This is a genomic window from Aeromonas sp. R2-1 (assembly GCF_040908425.1).
Taxonomy (GTDB): domain Bacteria; phylum Pseudomonadota; class Gammaproteobacteria; order Enterobacterales; family Aeromonadaceae; genus Aeromonas; species Aeromonas caviae.
This window is the reverse complement of the sequence record NZ_JBFODR010000031.1, coordinates 133,455-151,196: the sequence shown is the minus strand read 5'-3', so window position 1 is coordinate 151,196 and position 17,742 is coordinate 133,455. Positions and strand designations below refer to the sequence as shown.

At 63.2% G+C, this 17,742-nt stretch carries 17 protein-coding genes; 11 read left to right on the top strand and 6 right to left on the bottom strand.

Annotation, left to right across the window (positions count from 1 at the left end):
* The first annotated feature begins 40 nt into the window (after positions 1-40).
* Complete coding sequence (locus tag AB5Y80_RS11500) at positions 41-700, top strand: DUF2057 domain-containing protein (protein WP_039040268.1); 660 nt, start codon at positions 41-43, stop codon at positions 698-700.
* A gap of 70 nt (positions 701-770) precedes the next feature.
* Entirely contained in the window at positions 771-1,667 is an 897-nt protein-coding gene (locus tag AB5Y80_RS11495; RefSeq protein ID WP_368172941.1) for a histone deacetylase, read from the top strand.
* 89 nt (positions 1,668-1,756) lie between these two features.
* On the opposite strand, the gene AB5Y80_RS11490 is transcribed toward AB5Y80_RS11495, so the two are convergent.
* Both AB5Y80_RS11490 and ylqF read right to left on the bottom strand, forming a co-directional pair.
* Positions 1,757-2,905 carry an MFS transporter gene (locus tag AB5Y80_RS11490; RefSeq protein WP_167825870.1) on the bottom strand — a complete coding sequence of 383 codons (1,149 nt, stop codon included), beginning with the start codon at positions 2,903-2,905 and terminating at the stop codon, positions 1,757-1,759.
* A 296-nt stretch (positions 2,906-3,201) separates the two neighbouring features.
* Positions 3,202-4,152 carry a ribosome biogenesis GTPase YlqF gene (ylqF, locus tag AB5Y80_RS11485; protein ID WP_041214888.1) on the bottom strand — a complete coding sequence of 317 codons (951 nt, stop codon included), beginning with the start codon at positions 4,150-4,152 and terminating at the stop codon, positions 3,202-3,204.
* Positions 4,153-4,493: 341 nt separating this feature from the next.
* On the opposite strand from ylqF, the gene AB5Y80_RS11480 reads away from it, so the two are divergent.
* From AB5Y80_RS11480 to rnk, 5 genes are all read left to right on the top strand, one after another.
* Positions 4,494-5,885 carry an alkaline phosphatase gene (locus AB5Y80_RS11480; protein WP_368172940.1) on the top strand — a complete coding sequence of 464 codons (1,392 nt, stop codon included), beginning with the start codon at positions 4,494-4,496 and terminating at the stop codon, positions 5,883-5,885.
* 24 nt (positions 5,886-5,909) lie between these two features.
* Complete coding sequence (locus AB5Y80_RS11475) at positions 5,910-7,277, top strand: alkaline phosphatase (RefSeq protein ID WP_174218574.1); 1,368 nt, start codon at positions 5,910-5,912, stop codon at positions 7,275-7,277.
* 50 nt (positions 7,278-7,327) lie between these two features.
* Positions 7,328-8,011, top strand: coding sequence for a hypothetical protein (locus AB5Y80_RS11470; RefSeq protein ID WP_041215862.1), 684 nt, complete (start codon positions 7,328-7,330; stop codon positions 8,009-8,011).
* Positions 8,012-8,092: 81 nt separating this feature from the next.
* Entirely contained in the window at positions 8,093-8,827 is a 735-nt protein-coding gene (locus AB5Y80_RS11465) for an ABC transporter substrate-binding protein (protein WP_223956500.1), read from the top strand.
* Positions 8,828-9,060: 233 nt separating this feature from the next.
* Positions 9,061-9,456, top strand: a complete 396-nt coding sequence (rnk, locus tag AB5Y80_RS11460) for a nucleoside diphosphate kinase regulator (RefSeq protein WP_048207966.1) — start codon at positions 9,061-9,063, stop codon at positions 9,454-9,456.
* A gap of 108 nt (positions 9,457-9,564) precedes the next feature.
* Here the strand turns inward: rnk and AB5Y80_RS11455 are convergent, their stop codons facing one another.
* A complete protein-coding gene (locus tag AB5Y80_RS11455; protein ID WP_048207967.1) occupies positions 9,565-10,692 on the bottom strand; it encodes a GGDEF domain-containing protein in 1,128 nt (375 codons plus the stop codon).
* A 461-nt stretch (positions 10,693-11,153) separates the two neighbouring features.
* Here AB5Y80_RS11455 and AB5Y80_RS11450 point away from each other — a divergent pair, with 461 nt between their 5' ends.
* The 3 genes from AB5Y80_RS11450 (at position 11,154) to AB5Y80_RS11440 (ending at position 13,819) form a co-directional block, all read left to right on the top strand.
* Positions 11,154-11,942, top strand: coding sequence for a transporter substrate-binding domain-containing protein (locus AB5Y80_RS11450; protein ID WP_010675255.1), 789 nt, complete (start codon positions 11,154-11,156; stop codon positions 11,940-11,942).
* Between the two features lie 99 nt (positions 11,943-12,041).
* Positions 12,042-12,986, top strand: a complete 945-nt coding sequence (locus tag AB5Y80_RS11445) for an amino acid ABC transporter permease (RefSeq protein WP_368172945.1) — start codon at positions 12,042-12,044, stop codon at positions 12,984-12,986.
* An 89-nt stretch (positions 12,987-13,075) separates the two neighbouring features.
* Entirely contained in the window at positions 13,076-13,819 is a 744-nt protein-coding gene (locus AB5Y80_RS11440) for an amino acid ABC transporter ATP-binding protein (RefSeq protein ID WP_273542210.1), read from the top strand.
* A gap of 124 nt (positions 13,820-13,943) precedes the next feature.
* Here AB5Y80_RS11440 and AB5Y80_RS11435 read toward each other — a convergent pair whose 3' ends face one another.
* Complete coding sequence (locus tag AB5Y80_RS11435; RefSeq protein ID WP_368172939.1) at positions 13,944-14,315, bottom strand: hypothetical protein; 372 nt, start codon at positions 14,313-14,315, stop codon at positions 13,944-13,946.
* Between the two features lie 178 nt (positions 14,316-14,493).
* Here AB5Y80_RS11435 and AB5Y80_RS11430 point away from each other — a divergent pair, with 178 nt between their 5' ends.
* Entirely contained in the window at positions 14,494-15,333 is an 840-nt protein-coding gene (locus AB5Y80_RS11430; RefSeq protein ID WP_368172944.1) for a sterol desaturase family protein, read from the top strand.
* A 66-nt stretch (positions 15,334-15,399) separates the two neighbouring features.
* On the opposite strand, the gene AB5Y80_RS11425 is transcribed toward AB5Y80_RS11430, so the two are convergent.
* Together AB5Y80_RS11425 and AB5Y80_RS11420 are read right to left on the bottom strand one after the other, a co-directional pair.
* The gene (locus AB5Y80_RS11425; protein WP_102948618.1) at positions 15,400-16,809 is read right to left on the bottom strand and encodes a basic amino acid/polyamine antiporter; all 1,410 of its coding nucleotides are present in this window, start codon (positions 16,807-16,809) and stop codon (positions 15,400-15,402) included.
* Between the two features lie 9 nt (positions 16,810-16,818).
* Entirely contained in the window at positions 16,819-17,721 is a 903-nt protein-coding gene (locus tag AB5Y80_RS11420; RefSeq protein ID WP_069652537.1) for a homocysteine S-methyltransferase family protein, read from the bottom strand.
* Between the last annotated feature and the right edge of the window lie 21 nt (positions 17,722-17,742).

Sequence of the window (17,742 nt, the reverse complement as noted above, 5' to 3'; positions counted from 1 at the left end):
TTTTTCAGTGGGCAATTGCCTGACTGTTCAAGGAGATGAAATGAAACTGACTGTTCTGGTACCGGCCCTGGCTGGTCTGTTGTGGGCAGGTAGCGCCCTGGCCGCTAGCCAACTGGAAATTACGAATCCCTATGTCATCCAGCTGCTCGATGGCGAGCCCGTCAACCCTCAGCTGCTCGACAAAGCCACCGTCTTCTCCCTGGAGCCCGGCAGGCACCAGGTCGTGGTCGCCTTCGAGGGCAACTACTCCAGCCGCAGTGAAACCAAGCTGGTCACCGCCGAGCCCCTGGTGATCAACTTCACCGCCGCCGACAACCAGCAACTCTTCCTCGACTTCAAGAAGCCCCGCAAGGAAGAAGAAGCCAAGCGTTTCGTCAAGGAACAGAATGTCGTTCTGAAAGACAAATCCACCGGCCAGGTCCTGAAATCCGAGCAGTTCGTCATGCCGACCGTGGGTGGCTTCCAGCTGACCCGTGACTATCAGCAGGAGCTGCTGAAGATGGGCAAGGCCTTCAACCAGCCCAAGACCGTTTCCGTCTCCACCGCCGCCGTGATGGCTGCCGCCAGCGCACCGGTGGAAGTGGCCCCGAGCAAGGCCATGAGCAACCCGGAAGCCCTGACCCAGCTGCAGAGCTGGTACAACAAGGCCGATGCGGAGACCCGCAAAGCCTTCCAGATCTGGGTGATCCAGCAGCAGTAAGGCGCATCGCACGCCTGCATCAAGGGGAGCCTGGCTCCCCTTTTTCATACCCGTTCATGGCCGATGCTTCATGTCACTGCGCATCTTCTATCACCCCCACTACTCCGCCCTGAGGCTGCCCGAGCGTCACCGCTTCCCCCTGGCCAAGTACCAGGCGCTGTATGAACGCCTCGTCGCCCTCGACTATCCGCTGGCACAGGCCGCCCCTGCCAGCCGTGAGCAGATAGAGAAGGTGCACGATGCGGCCTATGTACAGGCCGCCCTCGCCGGCACCCTCGATGAAGGGGCCATTCGCCGGCTCGGCTTTCCCTGGTCTCCCCTGCTGATTGAACGTACCCTGCACTCGGTCGGCGCCACCCTGGCCGCCAGCCACCACGCCCTTGCACAGGGCTGCGGACTGCAGATCTCCGGCGGCTACCACCACGCCCACCGGGGGTTTGGCAGCGGCTTCTGCCTCTTCAACGATCTGGTGATCGCGGCACGAACCTGCCTGGACGAGGGACTCTGCGAGCGAGTATTGATTGTGGATCTCGATGTCCATCAGGGAGATGGCAGCGCCGCCCTGTGCACGGGCAGCCGTGACATCATCACCCTCTCCCTGCACGGGAAACACAACTTCCCCCGCCACAAGCCGGCCTCCCATCTGGACTTTCCCCTGCCAAGCGGCATGGAGGACGACGCCTATCTCGAGACCCTGGACCAGGCCCTCGCCCTGGCTCATCGCCTCTACGCCCCCGACTTCATCCTCTATCAGGCCGGGGTGGATGTGCACCGGGACGACGAGCTAGGCTACCTCTCCCTGAGCGACTCCGGCGTGCGCCAGCGCGATGCCATGGTCTTTGACTCTGCGCTTCGCCACGGGCTGCCCATCACCGCCGTACCGGGAGGGGGTTACCGGCGAGACTGGCAGAAGTTGATCCCGCTGCACCTCTCGCTCTTTGAAGTAGCAAGGCACCGGTTTGGTTGAGCGGCACCACCCGGCCCATGATGAAAAAAGGCGACCCTTGGGTCGCCTCTTCTATATCCAGTGCGCAGGGATGATGACGCCGTCTGCCCTCAGGCATGGGCCATCGGCGTCGGGTGCTCGCCCATCTTGCGCAGCAGCATCAGCAGATAGACAAGGGAGACCCCGGCAATCACCATGAACAGCAGATGATCCGAGTAGTGCTGCATCAGGAGCGCCGTCAGGGTCGGCCCGAGCAGGCTGCCGATGGTGTAACTCAGCAGCAGCGCCTGGTTCATGGCCACCAGTTGATGCTGCTCGACCTTCTCGCAGGCCCAGGCCATGGCCACCGGATAGAGCGTGAAGCCCGCGGCCCCCAGAATGAACAGCGTCGGTCCCATGGCCGCGTTGCCGAGCATCGCCATGGCCCCCAGGATCACCACCAGCACCTGTACCCGCAGCACCGGCAGGCGCCCGAAACGATCCGCCAGACGCCCCACCGGCCATTGCCCCAGGATGCCGGCGCTCACCATCACCGCCATCCAGTAGCCGATGGCCCCGTCGCTCACCCCCTGGTGGTTCAGATAGAGCGGCATCAGACCATAAAGCACCCCCAGCACGATGCCGGAGAGGATGCAGCCGTTCACCCCCAGACGCGCCTGACGCAGGCGCAGCATCGGCCAGACCGGAGTCCTGGCCTGGTGGTTGCCTGACGGACTGGCGATGCGGGTGAACAAGAGCGGCAGCATGGCCGTCAACACCAGGGCGGTCACCCAGGGCAGCACCGCCATCAGCGACGTCGGTACCTTGCTCACCAGCAGTTGCCCAAGCACGGTGCCCACGTAATAGACCATCATGTAGGCGGCCAGCAGGCGACCCCGATTGCGGGCGTTGCCGCTGCACATCAGCGCGCTCTCCACCACCACCCAGATCATGGCGCAGCCGACCCCGGCGATGAATCGCCAGGCGAGCCAGCTCCAGAACGCCAGGGTCATGCCGAGCCCGACGCAGCCTGCGGCAAAGAGCGCACTGGCCAGGTAGTAACTGCGATTGAAGCCGCAGCGGGCGATGAGTCTGCCCGCCAGCAGGGTTCCCAGCAGGTTACCGGTGAAATAGGAGGAACCGACCATGCCGACCTGCCAGGTGGGCAGATGCTCATGGGCGAGCCAGAGCGGCACCAGGGTATTCAATACCGCGATGGCCAGGGTCAGCAACAGCAGGCCACAGAGCAGGAGCAGCACCGGGCGGGAGTATGTGGTCATGGATAGAACCGTGGGGAGAGGCAAAATGCGAGCGCATCATGCCACCGCCTGTGCCTTTGTCAATCGGCACTGAGGCCGGGTCGCAAGGTTTTTCTGCCCACCGTGATGGCAACGCGGCAAGGCCCTCCCCTGACGGGAGCCTCATCCCCTTGATTGGCCGGCACGTTGGTCATGATGAGGGGAAGCGGGCCGTTGAACATCGACCCTCACGCCAGAGACCGAGGCCATGACAAGAAGAGGCGGCCCAGGGCCGCCTCTTCTTGCTATCAAGCACAACCTATTGTGCACAACGCCGGTCAGCGCTGACGCTTTTTGGCGTACTTGCGACGAGCCCGGGCCTGGCGCTCCTCTTCCCGCTCCGCCTTCTCCCTGGCTTTCTGCTCAGCCTCGGCCTGGGCTTCCACTATCTCGACGCTCACCATCTCTGGCGTCTCCAGGGAGATCCGCCCCAGCATGCCGGACCGGAATTCATTGACCAGGATTTCCGAGGCCTTGTGCAGATCCGCAAGCCCCCCCTTGCGCATGAAGCCGCGCTGACGGGCAATGAGATCCAGCAGCTCGATCTCGGTCTCCGGCAGCTCGCTCAGCTGGTAGCGTGCCTTGATGCGCTCCGGATAGGCCTTGATGAAGTAGTCGGCGGCAAACATGGCGATGTCGGCGTAATCGAAGACGGTATCCTTGATGGCCGCCGTGATCGCCAGTCGATAACCGCAGGAGGGCGGGTTGAGCTTGGGCCACAGGAAGCCAGGGGTGTCCGTCAGGATGACGTGGTTGTCGAGCTTGATCCGCTGCTGGGACTTGGTCACCCCCGCCTCGTTGCCGGTCTTGGCGATGATGCGCCCCGCCAGGGTGTTGATCAGGGTGGACTTGCCCACGTTGGGGATGCCCATGATCATGGCGCGCACCCCGCGCAGCTCGAAGTTGCGCTCCGGCAGCATCTCGTGGCACAGGGTCAGCAGTTGCTTGATCATCGTAGGCTCCTGCTGGGTCAGGGGCAGTGCCTTGATCCCCTTCTCCTGCTCCATGTGGGCCACCCACAGCTCGGTGATCTCGGGGTCGGCAAGGTCTGCCTTGTTGAGCACCTTGATCACCGGCGTCTCCCCGCGCAGCTCCGGCACCAGGGGGTTCTCGCTGGAGAAGGGGATGCGGGCGTCGAGCATCTCGATGATGACATCGACCTGGGGCATGACCTCTGCAATCTCTTTGCGGGCCTTGTGCATGTGGCCGGGGAACCAGTTGATGGACATATCCGTTACTCTCTCATTGGCATGCGGTCCCCTCTCGGGGCTGCGGGCGCTCGGGGTTGCGGGTGCGTGGTGATGCGCCAGACCGCTGGCACTCATCGCAAGGGGGCGCATTTTACCTGCTGCGGCCCCGATTTGACAGGCTATTCTGGCCGGGTGTTGTCACCCGGGTGGCCGGATGCCCGCCACGCCACCGGGAGGTGAGTGGCAGAACACAATCAACATAACCCATTGATATAAGATAACATTTACAAGACGCTTTCACCGTATTGTCATCTCTCTTCACTAAAAGTGTCATCTGCCCCCTCTAGGCTGCGCTCAGGTTTCACAAGGAGCGAACCCCAATGAGAAAGATGGCAGGACTTGCAGTGATGATAGGCGCCGCCCTGGCCGCCGGCTGCAACTCCAACAACGACAGCAACACCCCGGAACCCAGCGCCAAGAACGTGATCTTCTTCCTCGGCGACGGCATGGGTCTCAACACCCTGACCGCCTCCCGGATCTATGGCGTCGGCGAAGAGGGCAGCCTCACCATCGACACCCTGCCGGAAACGGCCTTCATCAAGACCTTCTCCCACGATGCCCAGGTGACCGACTCGGCCCCCTCCATGGCGGCCTACATGACCGGGGTCAAGAGCAACAACGGCGTCATCAGCATGGACAGCGACGCCACCCAGGAGAGCGATTGCAGCCAGAGCGGCGGCAAAGCGGTGACCACCCTGCTGGAGCTGGCCAAGGCCGATGGCCGCGGCACCGGCGTGGTCACCACCACCCGGGTCACCCACGCCACCCCGGCCGCCACCTATGCCCATATCTGCAACCGGGATCTGGAGGCTGATATCGCCGTCCAGATGGTGCCGGGGGGCAGCGGTTACAACAGCGCCCTGAAGGAGGGGCTGGATGTGGTGCTCGGAGGCGGCAGCGGCTTCTTCCTGCCCAGTGCCGACAAGGGCAAGCGGACCGATGGTCGAAACCTCATCGACGAGATGAAGGCGAAGGGCTATCAGTTTGCCGCCACCCTGGACGAGCTGAACCAGGCCGATGCGAGCAAGCCGCTGCTGGGCCTGTTTGGCTCAAGCCACATGAAATATGACCTGGACCGGCCCGCCAGCGAGCCATCACTGGCCCAGATGACCCTGGCCGCCATCAAACAGCTCAAGGACAAAGAGAAGGGCTACTTCCTGATGGTGGAAGGGGGGCGCATCGATCACGCCCTGCACGTCACCAACGCCAAGCGTGCCCTGCAGGATACCCTCGCCTTCGACAACGCCATCCAGGCCGCCATCAATGAAGTGAAGAAAACCGATCCCGAGCTGAAAAACACCCTGATCGTGGTCACCGCCGACCATGACCACACGCTTGTGCTCAACGGCTACGCCAAGCGCACCGGCAAGACCACGGCAGGCAATGCGGGCGTGCTCGGGCTGGTGAAGAACTACGAGACCGGCGAGCCGAGCAAGGATAGCGATGGCATGCCCTACACCATCATCGGCTTTGGCAACGGCTACAACCGGGTGGACGGCCCGCGCAGCAGCGTGGCGGCCCTCGACGACGCCACCACCTCCGCCGACGACTATCACCAGGAGGTGGTGGTCAAGGTGGGCGAGATAGGCAACGAGACCCACGGCGGTACCGATGTCTTCCTCGGCGCCATCGGCCAGGGAGCGGAGCGCTTCCACGGCTCTCTCGACAACACCGCCGTGTTCGGCAAGATCAAGGCTGCGGCCAAGCTGTAAGGGATTATCAGGATGAACATCACCATGAAAAAGACGCTGGTCTGCACCGCCCTGCTCGGCACGCTTGGCGGCCTCTCCCAGGCGCACGCCGCCGATGCCAAGAACGTCATCCTCTTTATCGGTGACGGCATGGGCCCCACCGTGCTCACCGCCACCCGCCTGTTCAAGGTGGGGGAAGAGGGGGATCTCGAGATGATGAAACTGCCCCAGAGCGCGCGCATCAAGACCTTCTCCCACGATGCCCAGACCACGGACTCAGCCCCCTCCATGGCGGCCTACACCACCGGCGTCAAGATGAACAACGAGGTGATCGCCATGAGCAGCGACACCAGGGCCGTGGCACCGTCCAAGGATGCCAACGGCAACAAGGGCATCAACAACTGCACCAGCGACAACGGGAGCCCGGTGCCCACCATTCTCGAGCTGGCCAAGGCGGCGGGCAAGTCGGTGGGGGCCGTCACGACCACGGAGCTGACCCATGCCACCCCGGCGGCGACCTATTCCCATATCTGCCACCGGGATGCGGCCTACGCCATCGCCGAGCAGGCGGTACCAGGCGGAGCCGGCTTCAACCAGGCGCTGGGGGATGGGGTCGATGTGCTGATGGGGGGCGGCGCCAACCACTGGACGCCCTACAGCGCCAGCAATAAGGGCGGCCGGGCCGACGGCCGGGATCTCACCGCCGAGCTGACCGCCCGGGGCTACCGCTATGTCACCACCAAGGATGAGCTCTCTGCCGTCAACTCGGGCAAGGTGCTGGGGCTGTTCAGCACCAAATCCCACCTCGACTACGAACTGGACCGCGTCGCCAAGGGGGCGGCCAGTACCCAGCCGTCCCTCTCCGAGATGACCGCCAAGGCGATCGATCTGCTCAGCCAGAACAGCCAGGGCTACTTCCTGATGGTGGAGGGGGGACGTATCGACCACGCCCTGCACGCCACCAACGCCAAGCGCTCCCTGACCGATGCGGTGGCGCTGGACGAGGCGGTCAAGACGGCCCTCGGCAAAGTGGATTTGAGCGATACCCTGATCGTGGTCACCGCCGACCACGACCACACCATGACCATCAACGGCTATTCCGCCAAGGGCAACAAGGTGCTGGATCTGGTCAAGAACGCCGATGGTTCGACCCAGAACGACGCGGACGGCAAGCCGTTCACTACTCTGGTATTCGGCAACGGCCCCAACCGCCAGGACCAGCGCCCCACCCTCACCAGCGATGAGGTGATGGCGGATGACTACCTGCAGGAAACCGGCGTCAAGCTCGGCTCCGAGACTCACGGCGGCGGCGATGTGATGCTGTTCGCGGGCGGCGCCGGCAGCAGCCAGTTCAAGGGCACCCTCGACAACACCCGGGTGTTCGGCAAGCTCAGGGAGGCCCTCGGCCTGTGATAAAGGGGCCCGGCACCGCGCCGGGCCCGTTTTCCATCGAGCGAGAGACGATGATGAAATATCTGCTTTCTTTATGGCTGCTGGGCAGCGCCCTCTCCTTCCCCCTCCTGGCCGACGAGGTGCCCGATCTGGCCGCCCGCATCCGCTACGTGGACAGGGTGACCGGCAGCGACGGCATCACCCGGGAGAGCCAGTGGCAGGAGAAGTGGCTGCGGGTCGGTGACCAGGTGTGGAGCCAGCGGCTCATTCCCGTTCCCCTGGCCCGTGCCTATCACGCCACCCATGATGCCCGCCCCGGCCACAAACACTTCACTCACCAGATGGCGGCACGCTGGGTCACCCGCAGCGAGGGAGACGCACTCCAGTTGCGCTACGCCGATGCCTGGCACAACCAGCTGGTGGAGGTGCCGCAGGAGGAGTACGGCCAGGTGGCCTTCAAGCCGGAGTGGGCGCGGATCCGCCACCTCATCAACCCTTCCCTGTTGGAGGGAATGACACCGCTGGATGAGGCCGCCCCCGACCAGGCGAACTGGTATGAGACCCGCGAAGGTCGCCAGCGTACCCGCATCCTCTGGTCGAGCCGCTGGCAGTTGCCCCTGGTGGTGGAGTCGGCAAGCCTCGACGGTTATCGCAGCTACCGGATGGAGGTGACGCTCAAGACGCTGCCAAAGACCCTCCCCTGGCAGCAACTGGCAGGGTACCAGACCCTGGATCTGCGGGATTTCTTCGACTGATCCCCCCAGGCGGCAATCGCCTGGCTGACATGACGTAACGGGATGTTACACTCTCTGTACTCATCCCGGACCCGAACATCCATGCGCCTTGTTACTCTGCTTCTGCTGCTCTCCCCTCTGATCGTCTGCGCCTTTTCGGCCCGTGCCGTGGTCGTCGTGGCCGCAGACATTCCCCCCTATGTGATCCGCGCCCAGCAGGGTGCGCCGAGCGGCATGGCCATCGAGGTGCTGGAGGAGGCTGCCCGCCGCCTCGGGGAACCGCTCGAGATCGAGTTGATGCCGCTGGCTCGCGCCCTCAGCCAGGCCAGCCACCGCCCGGATGTCCTGTTGTTGCCCCCGGCCCGAAATCCCCAGCGCGAACCACTGTTTCTCTGGATTGCCCCCCTGCTGGAGGAGGCCTTCGTGCTGGTCAGCCATCGCCGTCACCATCCAGCGCCGCTCTCCATGAAGACACTGCCAGGTCTCACCGTTGGCGTGATGCGTGGCTCCCATAGCCAGAGCCTGATCCAACCGCTGACAGGGGTGACCCGGGAGCTGGTCACCGAGGAGGTCAGCAACGCCAGCAAGCTGGCGCGCGGCCGCATCCAGGCCTGGGCGGTGGCCTGGAACACCGCCCGTTACAACCAGCAGCGGGCGGGTCTGCCGCTCCCGGATCTGGTGCGGGGCGAGACCTTGCAGCAGAGCACCCTCTACCTGGCCGCCAGTCCCCGCTTCTCCCGCAGCGAGGCGCTGCGCTGGCACCGGGTCATTCAGGAAATGAGGGAGGATGGCAGTCTCGCGCGCATCCTGCACCAGTACGATTACCAGGCTCCCTGATGAGAAAGTCAGTCCAATTGCCAAACCACCCCAGAATGGTTATGGTATCTCCATGAAAGCAATCATGATTTTTTCCAGTACGCTCACACCCCGCTGAGCCCCCGCCCTCGCCCCGCTGCGCGAGTCGCTCGGGGGCATCGCTTTTGCTGTCTGCTTTTTACCCTTGCACCGTTTTTTGTCGACCAGTCTGCCCGTCATCCTGGTCCCTTCAGTCATTGATAAGGAAATACCCTATGAAACAGCCTCATCTCGTCATCTCCAGCCTGGATCTGGATCGCATCGAACAGCTGCTTGGCAACCACCCCCAGCACCTTGCCCTGCAAGAGGAGCTGGATCGCGCCGAGATCCGCGAACCCGCCGACATGCCGCCGAACGTGGTGACCATGAACAGCACGGTGCGCTTCAAGATGCAAAACAGTGGCAACGACTTCTGCCTGACGCTGGTCTATCCGAAGGATGTGCAGGGGGACGAATCGAAGATCTCCGTGCTGGCGCCAGTGGGCAGCGCCCTGCTGGGGCTCAAGGTGGGTGACAGCATCGCCTGGCCGGGGCCGGCCGGTCGCACCATCCAGGTGGAGATCCTGGAAGTGGTCTATCAGCCGGAACGCGCGGGGGAGCTGCACCGCTGACAGGCGTCTAGGCGACCACACTGGTCTGATGCGACCAGGTGGTTGACTCGGTATGTCTTTGTCCGGTCGGAGCCGACGGCCACCGGCCGGGCATGACCTGACGGGGGATCAGGCCCCCTGACAGATCCGGTTCTTGCCCTCCCGCTTGGCCTGATAGAGAGCGCGATCTGCCTGGCTGAACAGGGTGTCAAAGTGCCATTCACGGGCGCTGGGCACCCACCCCAGGCTGGCAGTCACCCGGACCCCCTTCAGCCCCAGCGTTTCTATTCCCTGGCGGATCTGCTCGCAGCGCGCCTGCTGGGCCAGGGGGTCCCTCTCGGGCAACAGCAGCACAAACTCTTCCCCGCCGAAGCGGCTGGCCACCAGATCCCGCTGGCCGGCAAGATAGCGACCCACCGCCTCCAGCACCCTGTCCCCGGTCTCGTGACCGTGGCGATCGTTGATCTGCTTGAAGTCGTCGAGATCCAGCACCACCAGCGCCCCCTGCCTTGCCATCGTCACGCAGTGATCCATGAAGCCGCGCCGGTTCAGGAGGCCGGTCAGGGGGTCCTGGCTGGCCTGTCGACGCAGGGCCAGGGCCCGGTACTGGGTACAGAGCAGCAGCACCCCGAAGGTCGACAGATAGTTGCCCATCAGCATGGAGAGGAAGGGGAGCACATTGACCGCATGCTGATCCATCAGGACCCGCACCTCGCCGCCGAGCAGGGCCCCCATGCGCACCAGATTGAAACCGTAGAGCAGGATGTTGACCACGGTGAACACCAGCACTGCGGGCAGATAGTCAGGGTAACCATGGCGCCATATGAGCCATACAATCACCGCCCCCACCATCATGTAGCTCAGGCAGGCCAGCAGCACCCGGGGGGCCATCTTGTCGTTGAAGATGACGCTCCAGCAGAGGATCAGCAGGTAGACCAGCATGAAGAGGGTGAAGGCCCGCCAGTTTGGCGGCTCCCCGAAGAAGCGCTGGATGGCGAGTGGCATCAGGGCGAGGCAGAAGGTGATGAGCAGGTTGGCCAGCCAGATCCCCGCGATATGGGGGGCAAACGCCTGCATGAAGAAGAGCGATTGCGCCGCCAGGGCACAGAGGCTGGACCACCACCAGAGCCCGAGACCGGGTATTTCCCTGTGGGTCGACCAGATGATGGAGAGGGTGATGAATCCCAGGCTGTAGCCCCCGAGGGCCATCAACATCAGGGTAAATACGTCCAGATTGAGCAGAATTGAGGCGTCCATTCCCGAACCTTCCAATGGGGATGGCTGAGTATATGGGAAGCCCATGACAAGACACAGAGGGAGCCTATGGGCCGGGCAAAAATATTTGCCCGGCTCGCACGCCCTACTCCCCTTGAAGCGGGCCGGACAACGCCCTGTCTGTGCCCGGATTTTCCACCGAGACGGCCGCCGGATATTTTGCACTTGAACCGGCGCCATTAGATAGATATGTTGTTTTCATGTGGTTTTATGAGTCACCACGAGGGATAAAAGTCTCCATAACTTATTGAGTCTTCTGGCACAAACAGGTTTTGGTACATTTTTCATCCAACGAACCATTCATAGAATCTCATATGGGGCTTTTGCCCCGACCAAGACAATAATCCTGTCTTGCCTGCTGCCGGATGCAGCAGTCTCTTGTGCCATGGAGTCGCACGGGAGCAGGTTCAAGGCCGACCACATTTACGACAGAGACGTCATTTATGATCAAAAAACTCATTCTTTCTACCCTGCTGCTGTGCGGGCTGGCCAACGCCGCGCCCACTTCCACCCTGGATGCCGTATTGGAACGCGGTGTGCTGCGGGTCGGCTTCGATGCCGGCTATCAACCCTTCGAGATGACCAACAAGCAGGGCCAGTACATCGGCTTTGACGTGGATCTCGCCAAGATGGTCGCCAAGGAGATGGGCGTGAAGGTGGAGTTCGTCAACACCGCCTGGGACGGCATCATCCCCGCGCTCTTGACCGACAAGTTCGACGTCATCATGGGCGGCATGACCGTCACTCCCCAGCGCAACCTGCGCGTGAACTTTGCCGATCCCTACATCGTCGTCGGCCAGACCATCGTGCTTCGCAAGGACAAGGCGGGCGAAATCAAATCCTTCCAGGACCTCAACGATCCCAAATACAAGATCGCGGTCAAACTCGGCACCACGGGCGAGCAAGCGGTCAAGCGCATGATCCCCAAGGCCACCCTGCTGCAGTTTGAAACCCAGGATGACGCCAAGCTGGAAGTGATCAACGGCAAGGTGGATGCCTTCGTCTACGACCTGCCCTACAACGCCATCTTCGCGTCCCAGAACCAGGGCGCCGTGGTGCACCTCGACAAGCCGTTCACCTTCGAGCCGCTGGCCTGGGCCATCCGCAAGGGGGATCAGGACACCCTCAACTGGTTCAACAACTACCTGCGCCAGATCAAGGGCGACGGCAGCTACGACCGTCTCTACAAGAAGTGGTTTGAATCCACCGCCTGGCTGAACCAGCTCAAATAACCTCTCAAAGGGGCGGCATGCCGCCCCTTCACGCAGACTCCCCACACGATAACGACAAAAGAGGTTGTGACAGTGATCAACCCCAAACTCACAAGACAGATGGAAAAACAGCCCAATCAGCTGCTCTGGCACGGGATCTTCCTGCTGCTGGTGCTGGCCGCCATTTTCGGCATCTACAAGGCCGTGCAGGCAGTGGATTACACCTGGCGCTGGGAACGCATTCCCCAGTACATCGCCTATCAGGCAGAACAGAAACACTATGCCGAGTTTGACGGCACTGTGGTGGCGGACAAGGGACAGCTCTTCCTGCAAGACGATCTCGACCCCAGCCGCCGTCAGGCCATCGCTCCCAGGGGCTCCCAGCTGGCTGAAGGGGATACCGTCTTCCTCGGCGATACCCTGGATGTGCAACTGAGCTGGACCGCCGGCCCCATTGCCTGGGGCGTCTGGGTCACGGTCAAGCTCTCCCTGGTGGCGGGCATCTTCGCCATCCTGCTTGGCACCCTGGCCGGGCTCGCCCGCCTCTCCCCCAATCCGGCCCTGCGCAACCTGGCCGTGACCTATGTGGAGCTCATCCGTGGCACCCCGTTGCTGGTGCAGATCTTCATCGTCTATTTCTTTATCGGCACCGTGCTGAACCTCGACCGATTCACCGCTGGTGTGGCGGCGCTCGCGGTCTTCACCGGCGCCTACGTGGCGGAAATCGTGCGCGCCGGCATCAGCTCCATTCACAAGGGGCAGATGGAAGCGGGCAGAAGCCTTGGCATGACCTCGGCCCAGACCATGCGCTACGTCATCCTGCCCCAGGCCTTCAAACGGGTGCTGCCACCGCTCGCGGGTCAGTTCATCAACCTCATCAAGGACTCCTCTCTGGTCTCCGTCATCTCCATCACGGATCTCACCAAGGCGGGGCGCGAAGTGGTCAGCTCCACCTTCAGCCCGTTCGAGGTGTGGTTCACCGTGGCCCTGCTCTATCTGGTGCTGACCGGCACTCTCTCCTTCCTGGTGCGTCGTCTGGAGGTGAAATATGCGCGCAGCAACTGATCCCGTTATCAAGGCGCCATCGGTGTCGAAACGTTCTGCCATCACCGGCACTCCCTGCCCCTTACCGGTGCGTCGTCTGGAGGTGAACTATGCGCGCTGCAACTGATCCCATCATCATGGCGACCGGTGTAGAGAAGTTCTACGGCACCGAGGTGCACGCCCTGAAAAACGTCAGCACCCAGGTGGCCGAAGGGGAAGTGGTGGTGATCGTGGGGCCGAGCGGCTCGGGCAAGTCCACCTTCCTGCGCACCCTCAACCAGCTGGAGACCATCAACGATGGCAATATCGTGGTCGACGGCATCAGCCTCACCGAACCCGGGGATGTCAACAAGCTGCGGGAAGAGGTGGGCATGGTGTTCCAGTCCTTCAATCTCTTCCCTCACCTGACGGTGCTGGACAACATCACCCTGGCCCCCCAGAAGGTGAGAGGACTCTCTCGCCAGGAGGCTGAGGAGCGGGCCAAGGCCCTGCTGCTCAAGGTCGGTCTCTCCAACAAGGCCCAGAGCTACCCCTCCCAGCTCTCCGGCGGCCAGCAGCAGCGGGTGGCCATCGCCCGGGCGCTCGCCATGCAGCCGCGCATCATGCTGTTTGACGAACCCACCAGCGCCCTCGACCCCGAAATGGTGGGAGAGGTGCTGGACGTCATGAAGGGGTTGGCCCGCGAAGGGATGACCATGGTGGTGGTGACCCACGAAATGGGCTTTGCCCGGGAAGTGGCGGACAGGGTGCTCTTCATGGAGAGCGGCGAGTTGCTGGTGGACGAGAAACCCGCCGACTTCTTCGACAATCCCCCCTCCCCGCGCCTGCGCCAGTTCCTGAGCCAGGTACTCTGACGAGCGCACCGATATTGGCAATCCGGTAAAGGGGCAAACCCGGGCTCGATCAACCGCGCAGCGGTGTCATGCAAATCAAGAAGAGGGAGCCCAGGCTCCCTTTTTTGTTCCAGGTGGCTCGCACCTAGAATCGATACATGCCCGTCAGGCCGGCGAAGTGCTGCTCGGGCAGCACCACGGGTGCCAGCAGCCAGCGATCCGTCCCGTAGGCACCGGCGGCGGCCCCCAGCGCATTGGCCCCCGCATCCAGGGCGGAGAAGGACCCCTGACCACTGGCCCGCTCGATCAGCTCTGCGGCGATGCCGATGCCGGTCGAGATGCCAAAACCAATCCAGCCCCTGTGCTCCCGATAGCCATAGTGATCCGCGATGGCCGTAAAGCCCGCCCCCATGGCCGCACCACCGACAACATGGCTCAACTCGCTGTTGAAACTGTCATTGGCCATCGCACTCGCACTGAGCAGGCCGAGCATGAGACAAACAGGCGTCCCGTTCATTTTCTCTCCCTCCCAAGGTACTGCCGCTTGCGGTAGATGCCGCGCGCGCTCCTTCTTCAGTGTAAACAGGGAGGGCAAGGCCGGGCCGCGTCAGACAGGAGGATCACCATCAAATGTTAATGAGTTTTTAACATCATCCGGTATGCTGACATCCAACTGGTCCAACCGGATGGCTCACATGGATGTGCAACTGCTCCTGCTCTACCTCTCGCCCCTCTTTCTGGTTTTCATCGGCTGGGAGATGCTCTACCTGCGAAAACACGGCGCCGCCTATCCCACGGCGGGCTACCAGTGGAAGGATCTCTTCGCCAATGCCACCCTGGCACTGATGCATCAGGGGGGCGATGCCCTGGCAGCCATTGCCATCGCCTATCTCTATGACACACTCTGGGGCTGGCGACTATTCGATATCGAGCTGAACCTGTGGAGCCTCTTGCTGCTCTTTCTGTTGCAGGATCTCTGCTACTGGCTGTTCCACTTCGCGAGCCACCATGTGCGCTGGCTCTGGGCCTCCCACGTGGTGCACCACAGCTCGGAGCGGCTCAACCTTTCCACCGCCTTTCGCCAGAGCCTGATGTACCCGGTCTCCGGCATGTGGCTGTTCTGGATCCCCATGATCCTCATCGGCTTTCCCCCCGAGGCGGTGGTGGCCACCGTGCTCTTGAGCCTGGGTTTTCAGTTCTTCGTCCACACCCAGGTGGTGGGCAAGCTGGGCAAACTTGAATGGATCTTCAACACCCCCTCCCACCACAGGGTGCACCACGCCAGCAACGCCAGATACATCGATCGCAACTTCGCCGGCGTGCTCATCATCTGGGACCGGCTGTTTGGCACCTTCGTGGAAGAAGACTTGGGCGAGCCGTGCCGTTTCGGCATCACCAAGCCAATCCACAGCTTCAACCCCCTCATCCTCACCTTCCACGAGTGGCGCGACATGCTGCAAGAGGCCCGGGGCCTCCCCTGGCGGCAAAAGCTCGCCGTGCTGTTTGGCAAACCGGCGGGCCCCACCAGCGGTTGACCCACCGACCAAGATAAAAAAGAGCGCCCAGGGGCGCTCTTTTTTATGACAGGGACAACCCCCAGGTCAGACGTGAACGAAGGACCAGACGGCGGGGATCAGGCTCAGCAGCGTCACCCCGGCCAGCAGCCGTTCGCGACCGCTGAGCCGCTGTTCGGCGCCGAGCTGGCGACGGCTGTAGAGAAACAGCAGCAGACCCGGCCCGTAGAGCAGAAGCGACAGCAGCAGGTACTCCACCCCGGCGGCGTAGAGCAGCCAGAAACCATAACCGCTCGACACCAGCGCCACCACCTGCATCAGGCCGCGGCCCTGCCCCCCCTTGCCACTGAAGACCAGCTTGAGCAGGAAGAGGCCGATCAGCAGGTAGGGCACCAGGATCATGGAGGTGGAGATGAGCAGCAGGTTGGTGTACCCCTTGCCAAGCAACCACACCAGCAGCAAGCAGCCCTGCACGGTCAGGCTGGTGAGCCAGAGCGAGGCGATGGGGGTGCCGTTGCGGTTCTCGCGCCGGAAGATGGCCGGGAAGGCCCCGTGACGCGCCGCGCTGAACGGCACCTCGGCCGAGAAGAGGGTCCAACTCACGTAGGAGGCGAGCACCGACACGATGAGGCCGGCGCTGATGAGCAACTTGCCCCAGGAACCGGTCATCTGGGCCATCAATCCCGCCATGGAGGGGTTAGGCAGGGCCGCAAGCTCCGGGCGGCTCAATATTCCGAGCGCCAGCACCGAGATGAGCACATAGAGCAGCAGCGCCAGCACCACACCGAGCACGGTGGCGGTGCCCACGTCCCGCTTGTTTCTCGCCCGGGCCGAGAGCACCGCTGCCCCTTCGATGCCGGTGAAGACCCAGAGGGTGATGAGCATGGTGTTGCGCACCTGCTCGGAGACCGGTACCGCCAGGGTGCTGCCCTCCTGATCCGCCGCAAAGGTGACCGGATCGAACCAGTAGCAGGCGAACAGGATGAACAGCAGCAGCGGCAGGCTCTTGGCCAGGGTCGCCACTAGGTTGAACAGCGCCGCCTGCTGCACGCCGCGGGCCACCAGCAGGTGCACCGCCCAGAGGATGCAGGACTCGCCGACAAAAGCTGCCAATGTGTTGCCCTCGCCAAACCAGACCCGCTCCGGCGTGTCGACGAAGCTGCCCAGCGCAGCGAAGGCGATCACCAGATAACCCACCACGCCGATGGTGGCACAGAGCCAGTATCCCCAGGCGGAGAAGAACCCCACCAGCTCGCCGAAGCCGGCCCGGGCATAGCTGTAGATGCCGCCGTCGAGCTCGGGTTTGAGCCGCGACAGGTAAAGGAAGCTCATGGCCAGCGCCAGTATGCCGACCCCGGTGACGGCCCAGCCGATCAGCACGGCGCGAGCGCCCGCCACATCGGCCATGTTCTGGGGCAGGCTGAAGATGCCGGCCCCCACCATGGAGCTGAACACCAGCGCAGTGAGGGACCAGAGCCCGATCTTGCTCTCTTTCATGGGCGCTCCTTAACGCAGCCGGCTGGCCAGCGCCTCGATGTGCTCCGGGCCGATGCCGCAGCAGCCGCCGATGAGGTTTGCCCCGGCTCTGCGCCAGCGCTCGGCCCAGCCGAGGTAATCCAGCGGCCCCAGATCGCCGCGGATCTCGTCCAGACCGTCATTGGCAGTCGCCTCCTTGGGCTGGGGCGGGAAGGCGTTGGCATAGGCGCCGAGGCGAACGTCGGTGCGCCCCTGAACCTGCAACGCGGCGACGGCCACCTTGAGCGCCCCTTCAATCACCTCGGGCTGGCAGCAGTTGAACAGGATGGCATCCACCCCGGCCGACGCCAACGCGGCCACGGCATCCGCCACCCGCTCGCCGGAGCGCAGGGTGGGCTCGCTGCCCGGCGCCTCATCTTCCAGAGTAAAGGAGACCCAGAACGGCTTGCCGTCCTCGGGCAGCAGGGCCTTGAGGGCCAGGGGTTCGGCGATGAGGCTCATGGTCTCCGCCAGCCAGAGATCCACATGGGGTGACAGGGCCCGGATAAGCGGTGTCGCCAGCTCGCTCACCCGCTCGGCTTGATAGAGGTCCGCACGATAGGAGCCAAAGAGCGGCGGCAAGGAACCGGCCACCTTGACGGCTCCCCCCTGCTCGTCGGCCACGTCTCGGGCCAGTTGCCCGGCCAGAGCTGCAAGTGCCTCCCCTTGGGCGGCAAAGCGCGCCTCGCCGATATGGAAGGGCACCAGGGCATAGCTGTTGGTGGTGATCACCCGGGCACCGCTCGTCGCATAGGCCTGGTGTACCTCGCGCACCGTCTCGGGCGCTTCCATCAACGCCAGCGCCGACCACTCCGGTTGACGGAACGGCGCACCACGCCGCGCCAGTTCACGGCCCATACCGCCATCGAGTACCCACAAATCCTGCTTGTCCATCTCTGTCTCTCTGCGTCTCCC

Coding starts and splice junctions, on each gene's coding strand:
- AB5Y80_RS11500 (WP_039040268.1), top strand. CDS start 41: ATGAAACTGACTGTTCTGGTACCGGCCCTGGCTGGTCTGTTGTGGGCA.
- AB5Y80_RS11495 (WP_368172941.1), top strand. CDS start 771: ATGTCACTGCGCATCTTCTATCACCCCCACTACTCCGCCCTGAGGCTG.
- AB5Y80_RS11490 (WP_167825870.1), bottom strand. CDS start 2,905: ATGACCACATACTCCCGCCCGGTGCTGCTCCTGCTCTGTGGCCTGCTG.
- ylqF (WP_041214888.1), bottom strand. CDS start 4,152: ATGTCCATCAACTGGTTCCCCGGCCACATGCACAAGGCCCGCAAAGAG.
- AB5Y80_RS11480 (WP_368172940.1), top strand. CDS start 4,494: ATGAGAAAGATGGCAGGACTTGCAGTGATGATAGGCGCCGCCCTGGCC.
- AB5Y80_RS11475 (WP_174218574.1), top strand. CDS start 5,910: ATGAAAAAGACGCTGGTCTGCACCGCCCTGCTCGGCACGCTTGGCGGC.
- AB5Y80_RS11470 (WP_041215862.1), top strand. CDS start 7,328: ATGATGAAATATCTGCTTTCTTTATGGCTGCTGGGCAGCGCCCTCTCC.
- AB5Y80_RS11465 (WP_223956500.1), top strand. CDS start 8,093: ATGCGCCTTGTTACTCTGCTTCTGCTGCTCTCCCCTCTGATCGTCTGC.
- rnk (WP_048207966.1), top strand. CDS start 9,061: ATGAAACAGCCTCATCTCGTCATCTCCAGCCTGGATCTGGATCGCATC.
- AB5Y80_RS11455 (WP_048207967.1), bottom strand. CDS start 10,692: ATGGACGCCTCAATTCTGCTCAATCTGGACGTATTTACCCTGATGTTG.
- AB5Y80_RS11450 (WP_010675255.1), top strand. CDS start 11,154: ATGATCAAAAAACTCATTCTTTCTACCCTGCTGCTGTGCGGGCTGGCC.
- AB5Y80_RS11445 (WP_368172945.1), top strand. CDS start 12,042: ATGGAAAAACAGCCCAATCAGCTGCTCTGGCACGGGATCTTCCTGCTG.
- AB5Y80_RS11440 (WP_273542210.1), top strand. CDS start 13,076: ATGCGCGCTGCAACTGATCCCATCATCATGGCGACCGGTGTAGAGAAG.
- AB5Y80_RS11435 (WP_368172939.1), bottom strand. CDS start 14,315: ATGAACGGGACGCCTGTTTGTCTCATGCTCGGCCTGCTCAGTGCGAGT.
- AB5Y80_RS11430 (WP_368172944.1), top strand. CDS start 14,494: ATGGATGTGCAACTGCTCCTGCTCTACCTCTCGCCCCTCTTTCTGGTT.
- AB5Y80_RS11425 (WP_102948618.1), bottom strand. CDS start 16,809: ATGAAAGAGAGCAAGATCGGGCTCTGGTCCCTCACTGCGCTGGTGTTC.
- AB5Y80_RS11420 (WP_069652537.1), bottom strand. CDS start 17,721: ATGGACAAGCAGGATTTGTGGGTACTCGATGGCGGTATGGGCCGTGAA.